This window comes from Halorhodospira abdelmalekii (assembly GCF_016583625.1).
In the GTDB taxonomy this organism is placed as follows: Bacteria; Pseudomonadota; Gammaproteobacteria; order Nitrococcales; family Halorhodospiraceae; genus Halorhodospira; species Halorhodospira abdelmalekii.
The window spans coordinates 1-16,042 of record NZ_NRRN01000018.1; the positions used below are offsets into that span (position 1 = coordinate 1).

The following is a 16,042-nucleotide window of genomic DNA, read 5'->3' on the forward strand; positions in this document are numbered from 1 at the left end:
CCTCCCAGCTGCCCCCTCTGCCTGCCCCGCTTCGTGCGCCGCTTCGTGTCCCGCTTCGACGTGCTCCTCGACATTCATCAAGACATAACGCGCCGCGTTCCAGAGCTTGTTGCAGAAGTTGCGATAGCCCTCGACCCGTCCAAGATCGAAGACGATGTCGCGCCCAGTCGTCGCCAGCGAGGCGAAGGTAAAACGCAGTGCATCGGTGCCGTGGGCGCCGATACCGTCGGGGTAGTGGCGCCGGGTCATCTGCTCGATACGCGCGGCCAGTTTCGGCTGCATCATATCGGCGGTGCGCTTAGCGACCAGTGACTCCAGGTCGATGCCGTCGACGATATCGAGCGGGTCGAGGACGTTGCCCTTCGACTTCGACATCTTCTGCCCGTCCGGATCACGCACCAGGCCGTGGATGTAGACCTCGCGAAACGGGACATCGCCCATAAAGTGAAGGCCCATCATGATCATCCGGGCGACCCAGAAGAAGATGATATCGAAGCCGGTGACCAGCACCGAGCTCGGGTAGAAGGTGCGCAGCTCGGGGCGCTCCTCCGGCCAGCCGAGGGTCGAGAAGGGCCACAGCGCCGAAGAGAACCAGGTATCCAGGACATCCTCATCGCGCCGCAGTACAGTGGTCGCGCTCAAACCGTGACGCTCGCGCACCTCGGCCTCCGAGCGCCCAACGTAGACCGCACCGGCCTCGTCGTACCACGCCGGAATGCGGTGCCCCCACCAAATCTGACGCGAGATGCACCAGTCCTGAATGTTGCGCAACCACTCATAGTAGGTCTTATCCCAGTTGCCGGGGATAAAGCGGATGCGCCCCTCTTCGACCGCCGCGATCGCCGGCTTGGCCAGCGGCTCAGTGTGTACAAACCACTGCCAGGTGAGGTATGGCTCGATCACCGCCCCGCTGCGATCACCGCGCGGCACCATCAGCGTATGCGCCTCGACCTCCACGAGCAGGCCGGCGGCGCGCAGATCCTCGACGACACGCTCGCGTGCCGCGTAGCGGTCGAGCCCGCGATAGCGCTCCGGGGCGTTGTCGTTGATCGCTGCCTCTTCGGTGAAGATATTGATACGCGGCAGACCGTGGCGCTCACCGACAGCAAAGTCATTAAAGTCGTGAGCCGGCGTGATCTTCACACAGCCGCTGCCGAACTCCGGGTCGACGTAGTCGTCGCCGACGATCGGGATCTCGCGCTCGACCAGCGGCAGGCGGACGGTGCCCCCGATCAGGTGGGCGTAGCGCTCATCTTCCGGATGGACCGCAACGGCGGTATCGCCGAGCATCGTCTCCGGGCGCGTGGTGGCAACCACAACACTCCCCTCGCCGTCGCTGAGCGGATAGCGCATATGCCAGATGTGGCCCGACTCCTCCTCGGCGATCACCTCCAGATCGGAGACCGCGGTATGCAGCACCGGGTCCCAGTTCACCAGACGCTCGCCGCGATAGATCAACCCCTCCTCATAGAGGCGGACAAAGACCTCGGTGACCGCCTGCGAGAGCCCATCGTCCATGGTAAAGCGCTCGCGCGCCCAGTCGACCGAGGCCCCCATGCGGCGCAGCTGCCGGGTGATCGTGCCGCCAGACTCCGCCTTCCACTGCCAGATCCGCTCAAGAAAGCGCTCGCGCCCGAGATCGTGCCGGGTCAGTCCCTCGGCCTCCAATTGCCGCTCGACCACCATCTGGGTGGCGATCCCGGCGTGATCCGTCCCCGGCTGCCAGAGCGTATTGCGTCCGCGCATGCGCTGATAGCGGATGAGGGCGTCCATCACGGTATCTTGGAAGGCGTGTCCCATGTGCAGCGTGCCGGTGACGTTCGGCGGCGGGATCATGATGCAGTAGGGCTCGCCGGTGCCGCTGGGGGCGAAGTGGCCGCCTTGCTCCCAGAGGGTGTAGAGCTCGCTCTCAATGGCGCTCGGGTCGTACGTCTTCTCCATCTAAGCCTCTTGTCTGAGTGAGTGGGTCGCTGCTTGAGTGCTGTTGCTGTCGTTGTTTGACCGTGTCCGTGTCCGTGTCCGCGACCGTCTGCGTGGTCTGCGCGGTCTGCGCGGTCTGCGTGGTCTGCGTGACCGTGGTCTTTTGTGGCGCCTGTCGCAGCGCCGCCCGCAAAGCCTCATCGACGGTGTGGCGCAGCACATGCTGATTCTGCTGCAGTACTGCCGGGAGTCGTTGTGCCAGTTCACTGCGCAGCTCTTGCAGCAGGGCGCGCTGAGCGCGTTGCTCGATCTCGTGGCGCACCGTCGGCGGAATGCTGGCAATTGCCTCTTCCCGCAACTGCGCATCGCCCTCCCACAAGGCTCGTATGGAGGGCGGTGGCGGCGCCGGTAAGTGCGGCTCGCTAGCGGCTGCCGTGTGCGTCGGTGCCGCTTCACCGAGCCACGGACCGTCGGCCTGGCGAACCTGCTCGCCGGTGAAGATCACGTCGTAGAGCAGCGGCGGGGTGGGGGCTTCGGGCTCTGCGGCAATTGGGTCGAGTTCGCTCGGCGCTGTAGTGTGTTCCGCCGTGGTCTTGACACCTGCGGGGGTGTGGTTTGTCGGCGGTGTGCGGTGTAACTCTGGCCGCTGTGGCTCTGGCCCTGGCCGCTGTGACTCTGGCCGCTGTGACTCTGGCCTCTGTGACTCTTGTTGGCCCGAGCTCTTCTGGCCAGGTCCCGGCGAACTCGGCCCCCGCTGGCTTGGGCCGGTCTGGCGGGGTGTATTGCTGCTCTGTGTCGTCTTCTCGTTCACCGCTCTCGCCCCTCGCCGATTCGATGCGTGCGCGGTTTGTGCCCGTGTTGTTGATAGCTCTTATAGCGTTGCCGTCCGGGAGTGACGACGCTTTCGCGTTGGTCGATGATCTCGCTGAGGCGTTGGCGCTGCGCCCAGGTGTGCGGTACGGTGTCGGTTAAGTTGATCAGCACTGGATCGTCACTCAGTTCGGGCTGTTGTCCGATAGTGACGGGCTCACCCTCGCGCTCTGGCTGGACAGCGTGCGGGATGAAGCTGCCCTGCCGGAAGGTCCAGAGCAGGCGATCGAGGCGTGCGCTCTGTTCATCGTCGGCGGTCAGCAGCAGCACGCGCAGCCCCCGTTCGTAGGCCTTTTCGGCGATGCGGCAGGCGAGTTGTTCACGCGCGCTCGCGCCCGCTTGATCGATGATGTAGAAATCGATCTCGGTCACCTCTTAGCTCCTCTCGGCGTGCTGCGTTATCTGGTTGAGGTCGGGGTTTTGCGCTGAGCCTTCCCTGGGCTCCTTCGATCCACTAGTATCCTCTGCGCGACCTTAAACCATAGTGTACGGAAAGGTATGGTGCTTGTGCACATCTACCTCCCCCCTCATCCGCTGTCGATCGTCGACCGTTATCTGGTGCGCGAGGCGCTGCTGGCGATGGTGGCGGTCTTTCTGGTGCTCTTTGTCGTCTTGGCGGCCAATCGCACCATCGAATACTTGACCGAGGCCGCCGGCGGTGAGCTGCCCAGCGCAGCAGTGGCCACCCTCATGGGACTGCAAATTCTACGCTATCTCGGAGTGGTGATCCCGGCGGCGCTTTTTTTGGGGCTGGTGCTGGCGATGGGGCGCCTCTATCGCGATAGCGAGCTGCCGGTGTTGGCGGCCTGTGGCCTGGGGCCGGCGCGGATCGCTCGCGGGTTGCTCTATCTGGCAGTGCCGGTGGCGCTGCTGGTGGCGTTGCTGAGCCTCTTCGTGGCGCCGTGGGCCAGCTATACCAGCGATGTCTACATCGAGGAGGCGGCACGAACTGCTGATATCGGGGCGTTGCGCGAGGGGCGCTTTATTGGCGGAGGACAGGGGACCATCTACGCCGGTGGGGCGACGAAGGGGGGGCAGCTGCAGGAGATCTTCGTGCATGTCCGCTATGCCGATCGCGAGGCGATTGTGCGCGCCGCCCGTGGCGAGCAGCTCTTCGATCCGGAGAGCGGCCAGCGTTACTTTATTTTCAGCGACGGCTATCGCTACGACGGCCGCCCGGGCGAGCTCGACTGGAGCGTGACCCGCTTTGAGCGGCACGGCCTGCTGGTCGATACGTATGAGCCGGTTGAGGTCAGGCGCGATCGCGAGGGGACGCCTTCGATTGAGCTCTGGGAGCGCGGTTCAGCGCGCGACTGGGCCGAGCTGCATTGGCGGGCCTCGATGCCGCTCATGGTGGTGGTATTGACGTTGTTGGCGGTGCCGCTGGCCAAGGCCGAGCCGCGTGATGGCCGCTACGGTAAGCTGCTCAGCGCGGTATTGGTCTTCGTGGTCTACTTTCAGTTGCTGAGTACCGGGCGCGAGTGGATCGAGCAGGGTGACATCCCGGGTGAACTCGGTCTGTTGTGGGTGCATGCGCTCGGGGTTATGGTGGCCGTGGTGTGGACGTGGCGGCGCTTCGGTCGGCGTTGGCGGCTGTGGCCTGGTGGCACCGGTGTTGGGGCGGTGGGCGGTCAGCAGCCCGCTGCCGCACAGAGCGCACAGAGTGGGCCGCGGACTGAAGACAGTGGTCCGGATCGGCGTGAGTCCTAAGATGTGGATCTTGACCGGGTATTTGGCGCGTGTGGTGATTGGTGCCTCGCTGGTGGCGCTGGTCGCAATTTTGGCGCTCGATTTCGTCTTCGCTCTGGTCGATGGGGTCGCCGATGCGCGCAAGGAGACCGGCGATATCCTGATCGAGGCCGCCCTTGGGGTGCCGGAGCTGGCCTACGAGGCCTTCCCCTTTGCGACCTTAATCGGCACGCTGATGGGGCTGGGGGCCTTAGCGGCACGTCAAGAGCTGACGGCGATGCGCGCAGCCGGCGTCTCGGTGTTGCAGATCGCCGCCGCAGTGCTCGCCGGCGGTCTGGTGTTGGCGCTCTTTGCAACAGCCATCGGTGAGTACTTGGTGCCGCAAGCGGAGCGTCAGGCGGCGGCGATGCGTGGTGTGGCCGAGGCCGACCGGCTGCGGACCGGTCCAGATGGGGCGCTGTGGGCGCGCGTTGGCGACGATTTCTTGCGTGCCGAGCGCCCGCGCTCAAGTGCTCATCTGGAGCGGGTGACGGTCTACCGCTTCGATAGCGGGCGTTTGGTTAAACGCATCGAGGCCGCCGATGCGCACTACTGGCGCGATCGCTGGGTCTTCTCCGCGGTGGCTGTCATGGAGTTGGCGCCGCTGCCGGAGGTGATCGTCGCGCCGGGCGAGGAGCCGGGAGCGAGCGCCCTGTTTGCGCAGCTCTCGGCCTATCCCGGTGTTATCGGGGTGCCCGGGCTGATCCAGCAGGAGCGGTTCGAACAGTGGCAGTGGGATGGGGCCTTGAGCCCGGAGGTGCTCGGCGTCGTCGTCGCCGACCCGCGGAGTCTACCGGCTGGGCAGCTGGCGACCTACATTCGCTATCTGGAAGCGAATGAACTCGATAGCGCGCAGTATCGGTTGGCGCTCTGGGAGAAGGTGGCAACTCCGTTAGCGACCCTGGCCATGATCCTGGTAACGGTGCCGCTGGTCTTCACGGCAGCACGCTCTTCAGGGGCGGGGCAGCGGATTGTCCTAGGGATTTTGCTCGGGGCTGGATTCTTTTTGCTCAATCGTGCCTTCGGGCAGGCGGGGATCGTCTACGGCTTACCGCCCTCGCTAGCTGCGCTCTTGCCGGCGCTGCTCTTTATGGCTGTTGGAGTTTGGGGGACGCTGCGGGTGCGCTGAATCGCTACGCTGCCGGTCCAGCACTCGTGCCCGGAGCGCCCGGAGAGAGGAGCGCCTTGAAAAAAAGGTTTTTATGATCTGGTCGGGCTTCTCTTGAGCACCCAGGTCCCGGCCAGGCGGTCGTGCAGGGTGCGCTTGTCGCGGTCAAATAGCGCCCAGAGGAAGCCGCCACCGAGCAGCAGCCACGAGAGTATGGCGAAGAGAAAGCGCTTGCTGGCGAGGCCGAGGTCGGGGTGCTGGCCTTGCGCATCGACGATGTAGAGCCCCCAGGCGCGCATACCAAGGGTTGCTCCATCGTGCATCCAGAAGCCGACGAAGAAGACGTAGAGGATGGCGGCTAGATAGACGCGCAGCAGAGAGTCGCCGGTGTTGACGTCTTCGGCTCCGGTGAAATAGGCGCCCAGCATCAAGTAGATCAGGGTGGCGACGACAACGATGGAGAGCGCGAGCAGCGTATCGTAGAAAAGCGCGGCGAGGCGAGTCCAAAAGGCGGGCGGCTGTGGTGGTGGCTGAGGTCGCTTCGGGGAGGGCGTCGGCACGGCTCGTCTCGCAGTGATCACTCGAGTTCGGCGCGGAATCGTGCGCTCCTCGCCGCTGCCAGTTTGGCGCTCCCAAGGGGATTCGAACCCCTGTTACCGCCTTGAGAGGGCGGCGTCCTAACCACTAGACGATGGGAGCAAAACAGATACCGCAAAGGCTGAACTGATCGCCTTGAGGATGGTATTATACCGATCCGTACTCTATGGACAAGGGTGTTTGGACATTTCGTTGGAATATAGCGAAAGCGTTCTCAGTCAGGGCGAGCTGTCGAAGGTCGAGCCGACCATTATCCCTCGCGATGCGCATCGGATCTCGCGAGCCGATATCAGTGACAACGCCCTCAAGGTGCTCTACCGGCTGCGCAAGGCCGGCTACCAGGCCTACATGGTCGGTGGCGGGGTGCGCGATCTCTCCTTAGGCCGCGAGCCGAAAGACTTCGACGTCGCGACCGATGCCCGCCCCGAGGAGGTGCGGCGGCTCTTTCGCAATTGCCGTCTGATCGGACGGCGTTTTCGTCTTGCGCACGTCTGCTTTGGGCCTGAGATCATTGAGGTGGCGACCTTTCGGGCGCTGCACTCCTCCGCCCAAGACGATCTTGAGGGAGATGTCGCTTACGAGAACGGCCGCATCGTGCGCGATAATGTCTACGGCACGCTCGCTGAAGACGCCCTGCGGCGCGATTTCACGGTCAACGCCCTCTACTACAACATAGCGGACTTCTCGCTGGTCGACCACGCCGGTGGTATGCAAGATCTGCAGAGTGGCCTGATCCGCCTGATCGGTGAGCCCTACGAGCGCTTCCGGGAGGATCCAGTGCGCATGTTGCGGGCGGTGCGCTTTGCTCTGAAGCTAGGGTTCCGCATCCACCCGAGCACGGCGCGGCCGATTCCCGAGTTGGCGGCAAGCCTGGCGGAGATGCCACCGGCTCGCCTCTTCGATGAGTCGCTGAAACTCTTTCTCTCCGGGATGGCGCTGGAGGCCTTCGAAATGCTGCGCCACTACGGTCTCTTTGCGCCGCTGTTGCCGGTGACGACGGCGGCCTTGGAGGCCGACGGTGACCGGCAGTGGGTGCCGTTTTTGGCCGCAGCGCTGCGCAGCACCGATGAGCGTATCGGCGCCGATAAGCCGGTGACGCCGGCCTTTCTCTTTGCCGCGTTGCTGTGGCCGGCGGTTCGCCTGCGCGAGCGCGAACTGCGTGCCGCTGGTGAGTCGCCAGCCCCAGCGCTGCAGCAGGCCGGAGCCGAAGTGCAGGCGGCGCAGCAAGCGCGCATCGCCTTACCGAAGCGTTTTAGCATCCCGATGCGCGAGATCTGGGCGATGCAGTCGCGTTTGGCGCGCCGCGGCGGCAAGCGGGCACAGCGGTTGATGGGGCATCCGCGGTTTCGTGCTGCCTACGACTTTCTTGAGCTGCGGGCCGCCGCCGGTGATGCTCCGGGCGATCTAGCACAGTGGTGGCGTCAGCTCCAAGAGCAGGCGCCGGCGTCCCCAGATGCCGCTGCAGGCCGTGCCACTACGCGCCGTGCTGCGGCATCGCGGTCGCTTCCGGTCGCCGGTGCATCGGAGCTGACGGCCGAGGTCGAAGAGGTCACGGCAGCGGCGTCGACGGGCGAGCGCAGTGCCGCTAAGCCTGGACGCCGCCGCGGTGGCCGTCGCCGAGGGGGCGCGCGGACGCAGCGGGGCGCTCCGGCTACCGACAGCGGCGGCAGCGGCGACGGATGAGCGCGCAAGCGGACAGTGCAGCCGCTACGCCGGTGGCTGCCTACATCGGATTGGGCAGCAATCTGGGGGATCCGCTGTGGCAGCTGACCGTCGCGGTGCGGCGGTTAGCAGAGTTGCCGGTCTCGCAGCTGACCGGGCTGTCGGCCTTCTATCGCAATCCGGCGCTGTCGGCTCCCGGGTTGGCGGCGCAGCCCGATTTCGTCAACGCCGTGGCCGAACTGCGCACGCACCTGAGTGCCGAGCGGCTGCTTGCAGCGCTGCACCGGATCGAGGCGCGACAGCAGCGCCGGCGCGATCCACAGCAGCGCTGGGGGCCGCGGACGCTCGATCTCGATCTGCTGCTCTACGGCGAACTGTGCACGACGAGCGCTCAGCTGCAGGTGCCGCATCCCCGCTTGACAGAGCGCCCCTTTGCCTTGTATCCCCTGGCCGAGATCGCTCCGACAGCGCTGATTCCAGGACAGGGACGGGCTGCCGAGCTCGCAGCGCACCTCGATCGTAGCACGCTGGTGCGTCTACCAGCGCCGGCGTGCTCGCTGCCCGATCGCAACCGCTCCGGCGGGGAGCGGTCGGTTGGGTGCTCGACCGAGCCGGAGTACGATCAACTTTTATAGCGTCTATCCATAAGCGGCGTCTCTGCCGCATCCTGAATCGATTACAGCACCTACGAGATCTCGCACTATGAGCCCTACGGATGCCGTTGTTGCCCCGCTTGGTGCCCCGGTAACCGTCGCCCGCTTAGCGGCGATGAAGGCGGCAGGCGAACCCATTGCTTGTCTGACCGCTTACGATTTTAGTTTCGCCGCTGCGAGCGAACGCGCCGGTGTCGAGTTGCTGCTCGTCGGCGATTCGCTCGGGATGGTCATCCAGGGCTACGAGACGACCTTGCCGGTGACGGTCGACGACATCATCTATCACACCCGCTGTGTCCGCCGCGGTGTGCGCAACGTCTTAGTCGTCGCCGATATGCCCTTTATGAGTCACACCGCCGTTGAGCTCGGGCTGCACAACGCCGGACGGCTTATGAAGGAGGGCGGGGCGCAAATGGTCAAGCTTGAGGGCGGTGCTGAGCAGGCAGCACTGGTGGCGCGACTGAGCGAGAATGGGATTCCAGTCTGCGCGCACCTCGGTCTGAAGCCGCAGCGCGTCCATAAGCTTGGCGGTTACCGGGTGCAAGGGCGGACAGCGGCCGAGGAGCAGGCGATGGAGGCCGACGCCCGCGCCCTGGAGCAGGCGGGTGCCGATCTGCTCATCTTAGAGTGCGTACCGGCGCCGTTGGCCGAACACTTGGCCGCTGTTCTGCGGATGCCGGTTGTCGGGATCGGAGCCGGGGGCGGGTGTGATGGGCAGATCTTGGTCCTTCACGACGTGCTCGGGGTGACCGCGCAGCCGCCGCGTTTTGCCCACGACTTTCTCAGTGAAGGGAGTGAGGGGGGCGGCGGCACGGGGGTCGTCGGGGCGCTGCAGCGCTACGTCGTCGCCGTCAAGGGTCGGCGTTTTCCCGCTCCGCAGCACAGCTTCTAAGGCAACGGGTTGGCAAGCATGGCAACAGGCGTAATGAGCGCACCGAATGCAACAGGTACAACAGGCCCAACAGAAGCGGTCTTTTGTGTAATCGAGACGCGCGCGCGCATGCGTGCACTCTCCCGAGAGTGGCGCGCCGCCGGGGCGCGGATTGGGCTGGTGCCGACGATGGGCAATCTGCACCGGGGCCACTTACAGCTCGTCGAGCAGCTGGCCGCACAGGTTGATCGCCTGGTGGTCTCGATCTTCGTCAATCCGCTGCAGTTCGGTCCGAGCGAAGACTACACTGCCTACCCGCGCACGCTCGCTGCCGATCTCGAAGCGCTCGCCGCCTATCCGGTTGCAGCGGTTTTGGCCCCGCCGGTCAACGAGATCTACCCAGCCGGCGCGCTGCGGACGCAGATCGACGTGCCGGCGTTGACCAATACGCTCTGTGGTGCCGATCGTCCCGGCCACTTTGCCGGTGTGGCGGCGGTTGTTACCAAGCTGTTAAACATCGTCGAGCCCGATCTTGCCATCTTCGGGCGTAAGGACTATCAGCAGTTGCAAGTGGTGCGACAGCTCGTTGCCGATCTCGATCTGCCGACGCAGATTGTCGCTGCGGCAACGGTCCGTGAACCGGATGGGTTGGCGTTGAGTTCACGCAATCAATATCTCGATCCGGCGCAGCGGCGCACTGCAGCAGCCCTCTACGCTACGCTGCGGGATCTGGCCGAGACGTTGACACGGGGTGGGGCGCGCACGACCGCTGAGGAGGTGGCCAGATGGGCCGACCTGGAGGTGCAGGGGCGGCAGCGGCTGAGTGCGGCTGGTTTCGATGCCGTCGATTATGTGGCGATCCGCCGCAGCGATGACTTGGCCGCACCGCGCGGCGACGAGCAGCAGCTCGTCTGCTTAGGGGCGGCGCGCTTAGGCCGGGCGCGACTGATCGATAATGTCGAGACTGGCCCGCTGGGTCGATCGTGAATCGGTCGTGAACCGATCGTGACAGAGAATTGCCTGAGGGGGGGCGGCAGGGCATAATTGCTGAGCTTTGGGATTGTGCAGGTGCACATGATGCTGCAATCATGTTTGCGAGCTTTGGGGCTGCATGGTTGTGTACCTGACCGTGTGGATGGCGCTCAGCCCCCAAAATGACAGCGTGGTACGAGGTGAATCAGTGATGCAAATGACGATGCTCAAGGGGAAGCTCCACAAGGCGCGAGTGACCCAGACCGAGCTCGAGTACGAAGGCTCTTGCGCCATCGACCTCGATCTGCTTGAGGCGGCGGGGATCTGCGAGTACGAGCAGATCCACGTCTACAACATCGAAAATGGTGAGCGTTTCGTGACCTACGCCATCATCGGCGAAAGGGGGTCGCGCATGATCTCGATGAACGGCGCTGCGGCCCATAAGTGCAACGCCGGCGACCGGGTCATCATTTGTGCCTACGCCGGGGTGATGCAAGAGGAGCTTACCCACTTCCAGCCGCGCCTCGTCTACCTCGACGAAGGCAATTGCATCACCCAGCGCCGCGGTGCGATTCCCCTGCAGGTTGCCTGATGGGGGGGGTTGCCGAGCGCCAGGTTGCCGAGCGCCTGTCTCTGGCCTAAGTTAATGTTTCTGGCCTAAGCCAAAGTGGAACGCGGTGTAGGGCGCTGCTGACGCGCAAGCGCCCAGCTGACGTGTTCGCGGACCAGGGCCGAGGGGTGGGTCAGGCGGCGTTCGAGCGCCGCCTGCGCCCGCTGCGACGGTGGGCTGTTGCCGAGGGCAACGGCGACGTTGCGCAGCCAGCGCTCGTGCCCCAGGCGGCGTATCGCCATGCCGGCGGTCTGCCTTTGGAAGTGGGTTTCATCCCACCCCAACAGTATAGCCAGTTGTGGGGCGTCGAGGCCGTGGCGCGGTTCGAAGTCGGCCGTCTGCGTGGTGTCGGCGGTGCGGTTCCAGGGGCAGGCGAGCTGACAGGCATCGCAGCCGAAGATGCGGTTGCCGACCGTCGGACGCAGAGCGAGCGGGATCGAGCCGGGGTGCTCGACCGTCAGATAGGCGATGCAGCGGCGCGCATCGAGCTGGTAGGGGCCGGTTAACGCCCCGCTCGGGCAGGCCTTTAGACAGGCGCGGCAGCTGCCGCACGCCCCCGCTGCGTGCGGGTGGTCGACGGGCAGCGCAAGATCGGTAATCAGCTCTCCAAGCAGGGTGTAGGAGCCGGCTTGACGACAGAGCAGTTGGGTGTGTTTGCCGATCCAGCCGATGCCGGCCCGGCAGGCTAAGGCGCGCTCAAGCAGCGGGGCGCTGTCGACGAAAGGGCGGTAGCGTATCCCGGGGTGGGCTGCAGCGAGGCGGCTACCGAGTTCGGCGAGGCGCTTGCGCATCAGCTTATGGTAGTCGCGTCCGAGGGCGTAACGGGCGACGTAACCGCGTTCGCCGGTGGCGAGAACCCGGAGCGCGTCGGCGGCGTGATTCGGGTGGTAGTCGAGGCGAACGACAATCACCGAGCGGGCACCGGGGAAGAGCACTTGTGGGCGCACTCGCTTACGACCGTGACGGGCCATAAAGTGCATCTCGGCGTGCCGCCCCGCTTGCAGCCAGCGCATGAGGTGGGCTTCGTCGTGTTCCAGTGCCCCGGCGTGGGTGACCCGGCAGTCGGCAAAGCCGAGCTCGCGAGCCCAGGTGCGCAGCGCGGCGACTTGAGGGTGAGGCGCAGGCTCGATCGAGCTATCGGAATTGGCCGCGCCTAGTGCCGCAGGTCGCGGGGGTGAGGGTATGATGGAACGGTCAGCGTATGGCATATCCATCAGGGTACGGCAATGATCTCCGCCGTTGAAGTCGAGCTGCCCGATGCAGCAGCGACCGTCGTCTACGGGGCCACGCTCAGCCGGGCGTTGGGCAACAGCGGGGTCGTCTATCTGAGTGGCACTTTAGGGGCCGGCAAGACGGCCCTGGTCCGGGCGCTGCTGCGTGCCCGCGGGGTAACCGGTACGGTGCGCAGCCCGACCTATACACTTCTCGAGTGTTACGAGACCGCCGCTGGGCGAGTGCTGCATCTCGATCTCTATCGCCTTGCCGACCCCGAAGAGCTCGCCTTTATTGGCGCAGAGGAGATCGGTGCCTCTGACGTTCTCTCCTTGATCGAGTGGCCGCAGCGCGGCGCTGGGTTTTTGCCGGCGCCTGATCTTGAGTTGCACTTGGCGGTCTGTGCCGCCACTTCCGGCCGACGGCTTACTGTGACGGCGCATACGGGGCGCGGGCAGGCGGTGGTCGCGGCCCTGGCTCCCGATGACACCCGATAGCGCAGTCGAGACGCTACGCCTGACTCCCGGCGTTCTCCCGTGACTTCTTGTGATCTCCGAACTTCTTCTTATATCTATCGAGTCTGCCAAGAAAAACCCTTGCGCCGCTGCCTGTTGAAGACCTAACCTAAAGAGGAGCGCTTCACCTTTTGGGTCGAGTCACCGCCCGCTGGGCTAGGGGGTTCTGTGCGCCGACGAGTCGTGGCCACTTTTGCACTGCTGGGGCTTTTCGTGCTCCCTGGGGGGGTGTGGGCTGCTGCTGCCGGTTTGCAAGGGGTCGAGATCGAGGCCGAGTCGCAGCGGCTGCGGATCGTCTTCGATCTCGACGCCGAGGTCGAGCATAAGCTCTTTGCCCTGCGTGAGCCCGAACGGGTCGTGATTGATTTCCCGCAGACAGAGCTGCGTACCGATCAGCTGCCTGCTGCCTCTGGTCTGCTGCGTGGAGTGCGCAGCGGTATGCAGGAGGGCGGGGTGCTGCGCATCGTGCTCGATCTGGAGCGCAGTGTCGACTCGCGCAGTTTTGTGGTCGGTCCCGGCGGCAGTGACGGGCAGCGCGTCGTGGTCGATCTGACGCCACGCCAGGGAGGGGAGGTGGAGCAGTCTGCTTCCCAGGCCCAGAGTGCTGACGCCACCGAGCAGCGGCCAGCGCAGCGGCGCAGCCAGCCGGTCCGTTCAGCGGCCGAACGGCAGCGACAGCGTGCCGTTGTGGCCATTGATGCCGGGCACGGCGGGGTCGACCCGGGGGCGATCGGCCCCGGTGGCTCTTACGAGAAGGATGTCGTGCTGGCCGTAGCACGCAAGCTCGAAGCCTTGATGAAGGAGGAGCCGAACCTCAAGCCGCTGATGATTCGCGAAGGCGACTACTTCATGCCGCTGCGTGATCGCACTCGCAAGGCGCGCCGGCACAACGCCGATCTCTTCATCTCGCTCCACGCCGATGGGGCGGAGAATCCCAATGTCAAAGGGGCGAGTGTTTACGCCCTGTCGCTCGACGGTGCAACCTCGGAGCGGGCGCGCATGCTAGCGCAGCGTGAGAATGCAGCCGATTTTATTGGCGGTGTCTCGTTGGAAGATAAGGATGAGAATCTGCGCTCGGTGCTGCTCGATCTATCGCGCGGACACACCATCGAGGCCAGCTTAGCGATGGGCGACTACATGCTTAGCGAGCTCGATCGCCACGCCGATCTGCTGCGCAACCGGGTCGATCAGGCTGGGTTCGCGGTGCTGAAATCGCTCGATATGCCCTCCCTGCTCGTCGAGTTGGGCTTTATGACCAACGCCGAGGAGGAGCGGCGGTTAAACGATCCCGACTACCAGCGCGCGCTCGCCGACGGTGTCTTAGCAGCGGTGCGTCGTTACGCCGAGAACTACATCCTGCCGGAGATGCGCCGGATCGCCGCCGAGGAGGGGGGCAATGGCGTGCGCGAGCACGAAGTGCGGCGCGGCGAAAACTTGAGCGTGATCGCCCGCCGCTACGACGTCACCCCCGAGGCGCTGCGCCAGGCCAATAATCTGAGCAGCGATCGCATCCGCGCCGGGAGTACCTTGGTGATTCCTTAGAGTGTAAAGGGTTTCGGTGGGCGCGGTCTGCCGTCGATCAGTCGCCCCAAAGCATCGAACAGGTCGCTGGCGAGCAGGCCGCGCTCGCCGTGTTTGGCCGCAGCGCGATCACCGGCGCAGCCGTGCAAGTAGACAGCGCAGCGTGCCGCCGCAGCGGGGCTGAGCCCTTGGGCAAGTAGGCCGCCGAGGATGCCGCTGAGCAGATCCCCCATGCCGGCACTGGCCATGCCGGGGTTGCCGGTGTCGCTGAGCGCGCACCGCTGACCATCTTCGACGAGGGTGCCGGCGCCCTTGAGGATGGCCACCCCGGAGGGGCCAGCGCGCTGCTGCAGGGCGCGGGCGGCGGCGAAGCGATCGGCGTTGATCGTGGCCGTATCGGTAGCGAGGAGCCGGGCCGCCTCGCCCGGGTGGGGGGTGAGGATGGTGGCGTGCTGGAGCCCGGCAGTGGGGATGCTAAGCCCTTCGTTGTCGTCTCTTCGGTTGCGGCTGTGGTCGCCGCTGGACTCGCTGGACTCGCTGGACTGGCTAGGCTTGCTGTGATCGTAGCTGGCAAGGTCACCATAGCGGGCGAGTAGGTTAAGCCCATCGGCGTCGATGACGGTGGGGCCGGGCCAGTCTCGGCACCACTCTCGGCAGGCGAGCCAGAGTGCTTCGCCCCAGGCGTCGGTTCCGAGCCCGGGGCCGAGTACGAGCACACTGCAGCGCTCAAGCAGCGGGGTGAGTTCGGCCGGCTGCGTGATGCCGTGAACCATCAACTCGGGGCGCGCAGTGACAATGGCAGCGACGTGCTCGGGGCGGGTCGCAACGCTGACCAGGCCGGCTCCGCTGCGCAGTGCTGCCTCGCCGGCTAGACGGGCCGCGCCCGCCATCCCCGCACCGCCGCCGACGATCAATACATGGCCGTAGAGCCCCTTGTGGGCATCCCGCGGGCGCCGCCGTAGCGTCTGTTGCAGGATGGCTGCGTCGATCCGTTCGGCGTAGGGTTCGAGCGGTTCAGCTCGGTCCTCCAAGAGTGTTGCCAAAAGCGTTGCCGTACCGAGGTCGTCGAAAAAGAGTTGGCCGCAGAGTGCCGGCCCGCGACCGGTCAGCAGGCCGCTTTTAAGGCCGACAAAGGTTGCGGTTGCATCGGCTTGTACGGCGCAGCCGAGCACGGCGCCAGTGCGCCCGTGGAGCCCGGAGGGGATGTCGATAGCCAGTACCGGGGCGGAATCGGCATTCATCGCGGCGATCGCCGCTGCATAGTCGCCGCTTACCGGGCGATCAAGGCCGGTGCCGAGGAGCGCATCAATGAAGACGGTTCCCTCTCGCATCGGCACCTGCAGCGAGCCGTGCGCGGCGCTCTCGGCCGATGGCGGCGGGGGGGCTGACGCCACGAAGGGGTAACAGGGGGCGCCGGTCTCGAGGTAGCGTTTGGCCGCTCGTGCCGCATCGCCACGCAGTTGCTCTGGTGGGCAGAGGCAATAGACTTCGACATCGAGTCCGGCGGTTGCCGCCAAGCGCGCGACGATGTAACCATCGCCGCCATTGTTGCCGCCGCCGCAAAAGATCCGGAGACGGCGGGCACTCGGCCAGCGGGCGCGGATCAGTGCATAGGCGCGCTGACCGGCTCGTTCCATCAGGCGCTCGCCGGGGATGCCACCGCTCTCAATGGCGAGTCGATCAAGCTCGCGGACTTGCTCCGGGGTGTAGAGGGCGCGCGGAAGGTGCGGCATGGTTATGACCTGTTGTGAATGTGGTGGACTTTCACCCTTCGTGCCGGCCAACAGTCGGGGAGTGGTTGAC

At 65.3% G+C, this 16,042-nt stretch carries 15 protein-coding genes and 1 tRNA gene; 9 read left to right on the top strand and 7 right to left on the bottom strand.

Translation table 11 applies throughout. The features are described from left to right. The 3 genes from CKO15_RS05755 to CKO15_RS05765 all read right to left on the bottom strand — a co-directional run. The coding region (locus CKO15_RS05755) for a valine--tRNA ligase (protein WP_200193460.1) at positions 1–1,941 on the bottom strand (1,941 nt) is incomplete at its 3' end. Continuing rightward, positions 1,910–2,731: a hypothetical protein gene (locus tag CKO15_RS05760; RefSeq protein WP_200193462.1), complete on the bottom strand. Its 822-nt coding sequence runs from the start codon at positions 2,729–2,731 to the stop codon at positions 1,910–1,912. The genes CKO15_RS05760 and CKO15_RS05755, both read right to left, overlap by 32 nt. Beyond that, positions 2,728–3,162 carry a DNA polymerase III subunit chi gene (locus CKO15_RS05765; protein WP_200193464.1) on the bottom strand — a complete coding sequence of 145 codons (435 nt, stop codon included), beginning with the start codon at positions 3,160–3,162 and terminating at the stop codon, positions 2,728–2,730. Before CKO15_RS05765 ends, CKO15_RS05760 begins: the two co-directional genes overlap by 4 nt. Positions 3,163–3,288: 126 nt before the next feature. Between CKO15_RS05765 and lptF the strand changes: the two genes are divergently transcribed. Beyond that, complete coding sequence (gene lptF, locus CKO15_RS05770) at positions 3,289–4,500, top strand: LPS export ABC transporter permease LptF (RefSeq protein WP_200193466.1); 1,212 nt, start codon at positions 3,289–3,291, stop codon at positions 4,498–4,500. Position 4,501: 1 nt separating this feature from the next. After that, positions 4,502–5,647: an LPS export ABC transporter permease LptG gene (gene lptG / locus CKO15_RS05775; RefSeq protein WP_200193468.1), complete on the top strand. Its 1,146-nt coding sequence runs from the start codon at positions 4,502–4,504 to the stop codon at positions 5,645–5,647. A 71-nt stretch (positions 5,648–5,718) separates the two neighbouring features. Here lptG and CKO15_RS05780 read toward each other — a convergent pair whose 3' ends face one another. Together CKO15_RS05780 and CKO15_RS05785 are read right to left on the bottom strand one after the other, a co-directional pair. Then, positions 5,719–6,186: an RDD family protein gene (locus CKO15_RS05780; protein ID WP_200193470.1), complete on the bottom strand. Its 468-nt coding sequence runs from the start codon at positions 6,184–6,186 to the stop codon at positions 5,719–5,721. A 64-nt stretch (positions 6,187–6,250) separates the two neighbouring features. Then, positions 6,251–6,325 (bottom strand) — tRNA-Glu (locus CKO15_RS05785). Between the two features lie 84 nt (positions 6,326–6,409). Here CKO15_RS05785 and pcnB point away from each other — a divergent pair. The 5 genes from pcnB (at position 6,410) to panD (ending at position 10,973) form a co-directional block, all read left to right on the top strand. Continuing rightward, positions 6,410–7,906, top strand: coding sequence for a polynucleotide adenylyltransferase PcnB (gene pcnB / locus CKO15_RS05790; protein ID WP_420842120.1), 1,497 nt, complete (start codon positions 6,410–6,412; stop codon positions 7,904–7,906). Continuing rightward, a complete protein-coding gene (folK, locus tag CKO15_RS05795; protein ID WP_200193472.1) occupies positions 7,903–8,520 on the top strand; it encodes a 2-amino-4-hydroxy-6-hydroxymethyldihydropteridine diphosphokinase in 618 nt (205 codons plus the stop codon). The genes pcnB and folK overlap by 4 nt, the downstream gene beginning before the upstream one ends. Positions 8,521–8,587: 67 nt before the next feature. Further along, on the top strand, positions 8,588–9,430 hold the full coding sequence (gene panB / locus CKO15_RS05800) for a 3-methyl-2-oxobutanoate hydroxymethyltransferase (RefSeq protein WP_200193475.1): 843 nt from the start codon (positions 8,588–8,590) through the stop codon (positions 9,428–9,430). Between the two features lie 33 nt (positions 9,431–9,463). After that, a complete protein-coding gene (gene panC, locus CKO15_RS05805; protein WP_200193566.1) occupies positions 9,464–10,396 on the top strand; it encodes a pantoate--beta-alanine ligase in 933 nt (310 codons plus the stop codon). Positions 10,397–10,592: 196 nt separating this feature from the next. After that, a complete protein-coding gene (gene panD / locus CKO15_RS05810) occupies positions 10,593–10,973 on the top strand; it encodes an aspartate 1-decarboxylase (protein ID WP_200193477.1) in 381 nt (126 codons plus the stop codon). Between the two features lie 65 nt (positions 10,974–11,038). Here panD and queG read toward each other — a convergent pair whose 3' ends face one another. Next, positions 11,039–12,205, bottom strand: coding sequence for a tRNA epoxyqueuosine(34) reductase QueG (gene queG, locus CKO15_RS05815; protein WP_242464599.1), 1,167 nt, complete (start codon positions 12,203–12,205; stop codon positions 11,039–11,041). A gap of 12 nt (positions 12,206–12,217) precedes the next feature. Here queG and tsaE point away from each other — a divergent pair, with 12 nt between their 5' ends. Together tsaE and CKO15_RS05825 are read left to right on the top strand one after the other, a co-directional pair. Continuing rightward, entirely contained in the window at positions 12,218–12,700 is a 483-nt protein-coding gene (gene tsaE / locus CKO15_RS05820) for a tRNA (adenosine(37)-N6)-threonylcarbamoyltransferase complex ATPase subunit type 1 TsaE (protein WP_200193479.1), read from the top strand. Positions 12,701–12,901: 201 nt separating this feature from the next. Continuing rightward, positions 12,902–14,260 carry an N-acetylmuramoyl-L-alanine amidase gene (locus CKO15_RS05825; protein ID WP_200193481.1) on the top strand — a complete coding sequence of 453 codons (1,359 nt, stop codon included), beginning with the start codon at positions 12,902–12,904 and terminating at the stop codon, positions 14,258–14,260. Here the strand turns inward: CKO15_RS05825 and CKO15_RS05830 are convergent. Then, positions 14,257–15,972: an NAD(P)H-hydrate dehydratase gene (locus CKO15_RS05830; protein WP_200193483.1), complete on the bottom strand. Its 1,716-nt coding sequence runs from the start codon at positions 15,970–15,972 to the stop codon at positions 14,257–14,259. The two genes, CKO15_RS05825 and CKO15_RS05830, sit on opposite strands and share 4 nt — an antisense overlap. Positions 15,973–16,042 lie beyond the last annotated feature (70 nt).

What these genes read in the sequence shown, in the direction of transcription:
- lptF (WP_200193466.1), top strand. Translation starts at nt 3,289, where the DNA reads ATGGTGCTTGTGCACATCTACCTCCCCCCTCATCCGCTGTCGATCGTC.
- lptG (WP_200193468.1), top strand. Translation starts at nt 4,502, where the DNA reads ATGTGGATCTTGACCGGGTATTTGGCGCGTGTGGTGATTGGTGCCTCG.
- folK (WP_200193472.1), top strand. Translation starts at nt 7,903, where the DNA reads ATGAGCGCGCAAGCGGACAGTGCAGCCGCTACGCCGGTGGCTGCCTAC.
- panB (WP_200193475.1), top strand. Translation starts at nt 8,588, where the DNA reads ATGAGCCCTACGGATGCCGTTGTTGCCCCGCTTGGTGCCCCGGTAACC.
- panC (WP_200193566.1), top strand. Translation starts at nt 9,464, where the DNA reads ATGAGCGCACCGAATGCAACAGGTACAACAGGCCCAACAGAAGCGGTC.
- panD (WP_200193477.1), top strand. Translation starts at nt 10,593, where the DNA reads ATGCAAATGACGATGCTCAAGGGGAAGCTCCACAAGGCGCGAGTGACC.
- queG (WP_242464599.1), bottom strand. Translation starts at nt 12,205, where the DNA reads ATGGATATGCCATACGCTGACCGTTCCATCATACCCTCACCCCCGCGA.
- tsaE (WP_200193479.1), top strand. Translation starts at nt 12,218, where the DNA reads ATGATCTCCGCCGTTGAAGTCGAGCTGCCCGATGCAGCAGCGACCGTC.
- CKO15_RS05830 (WP_200193483.1), bottom strand. Translation starts at nt 15,972, where the DNA reads ATGCCGCACCTTCCGCGCGCCCTCTACACCCCGGAGCAAGTCCGCGAG.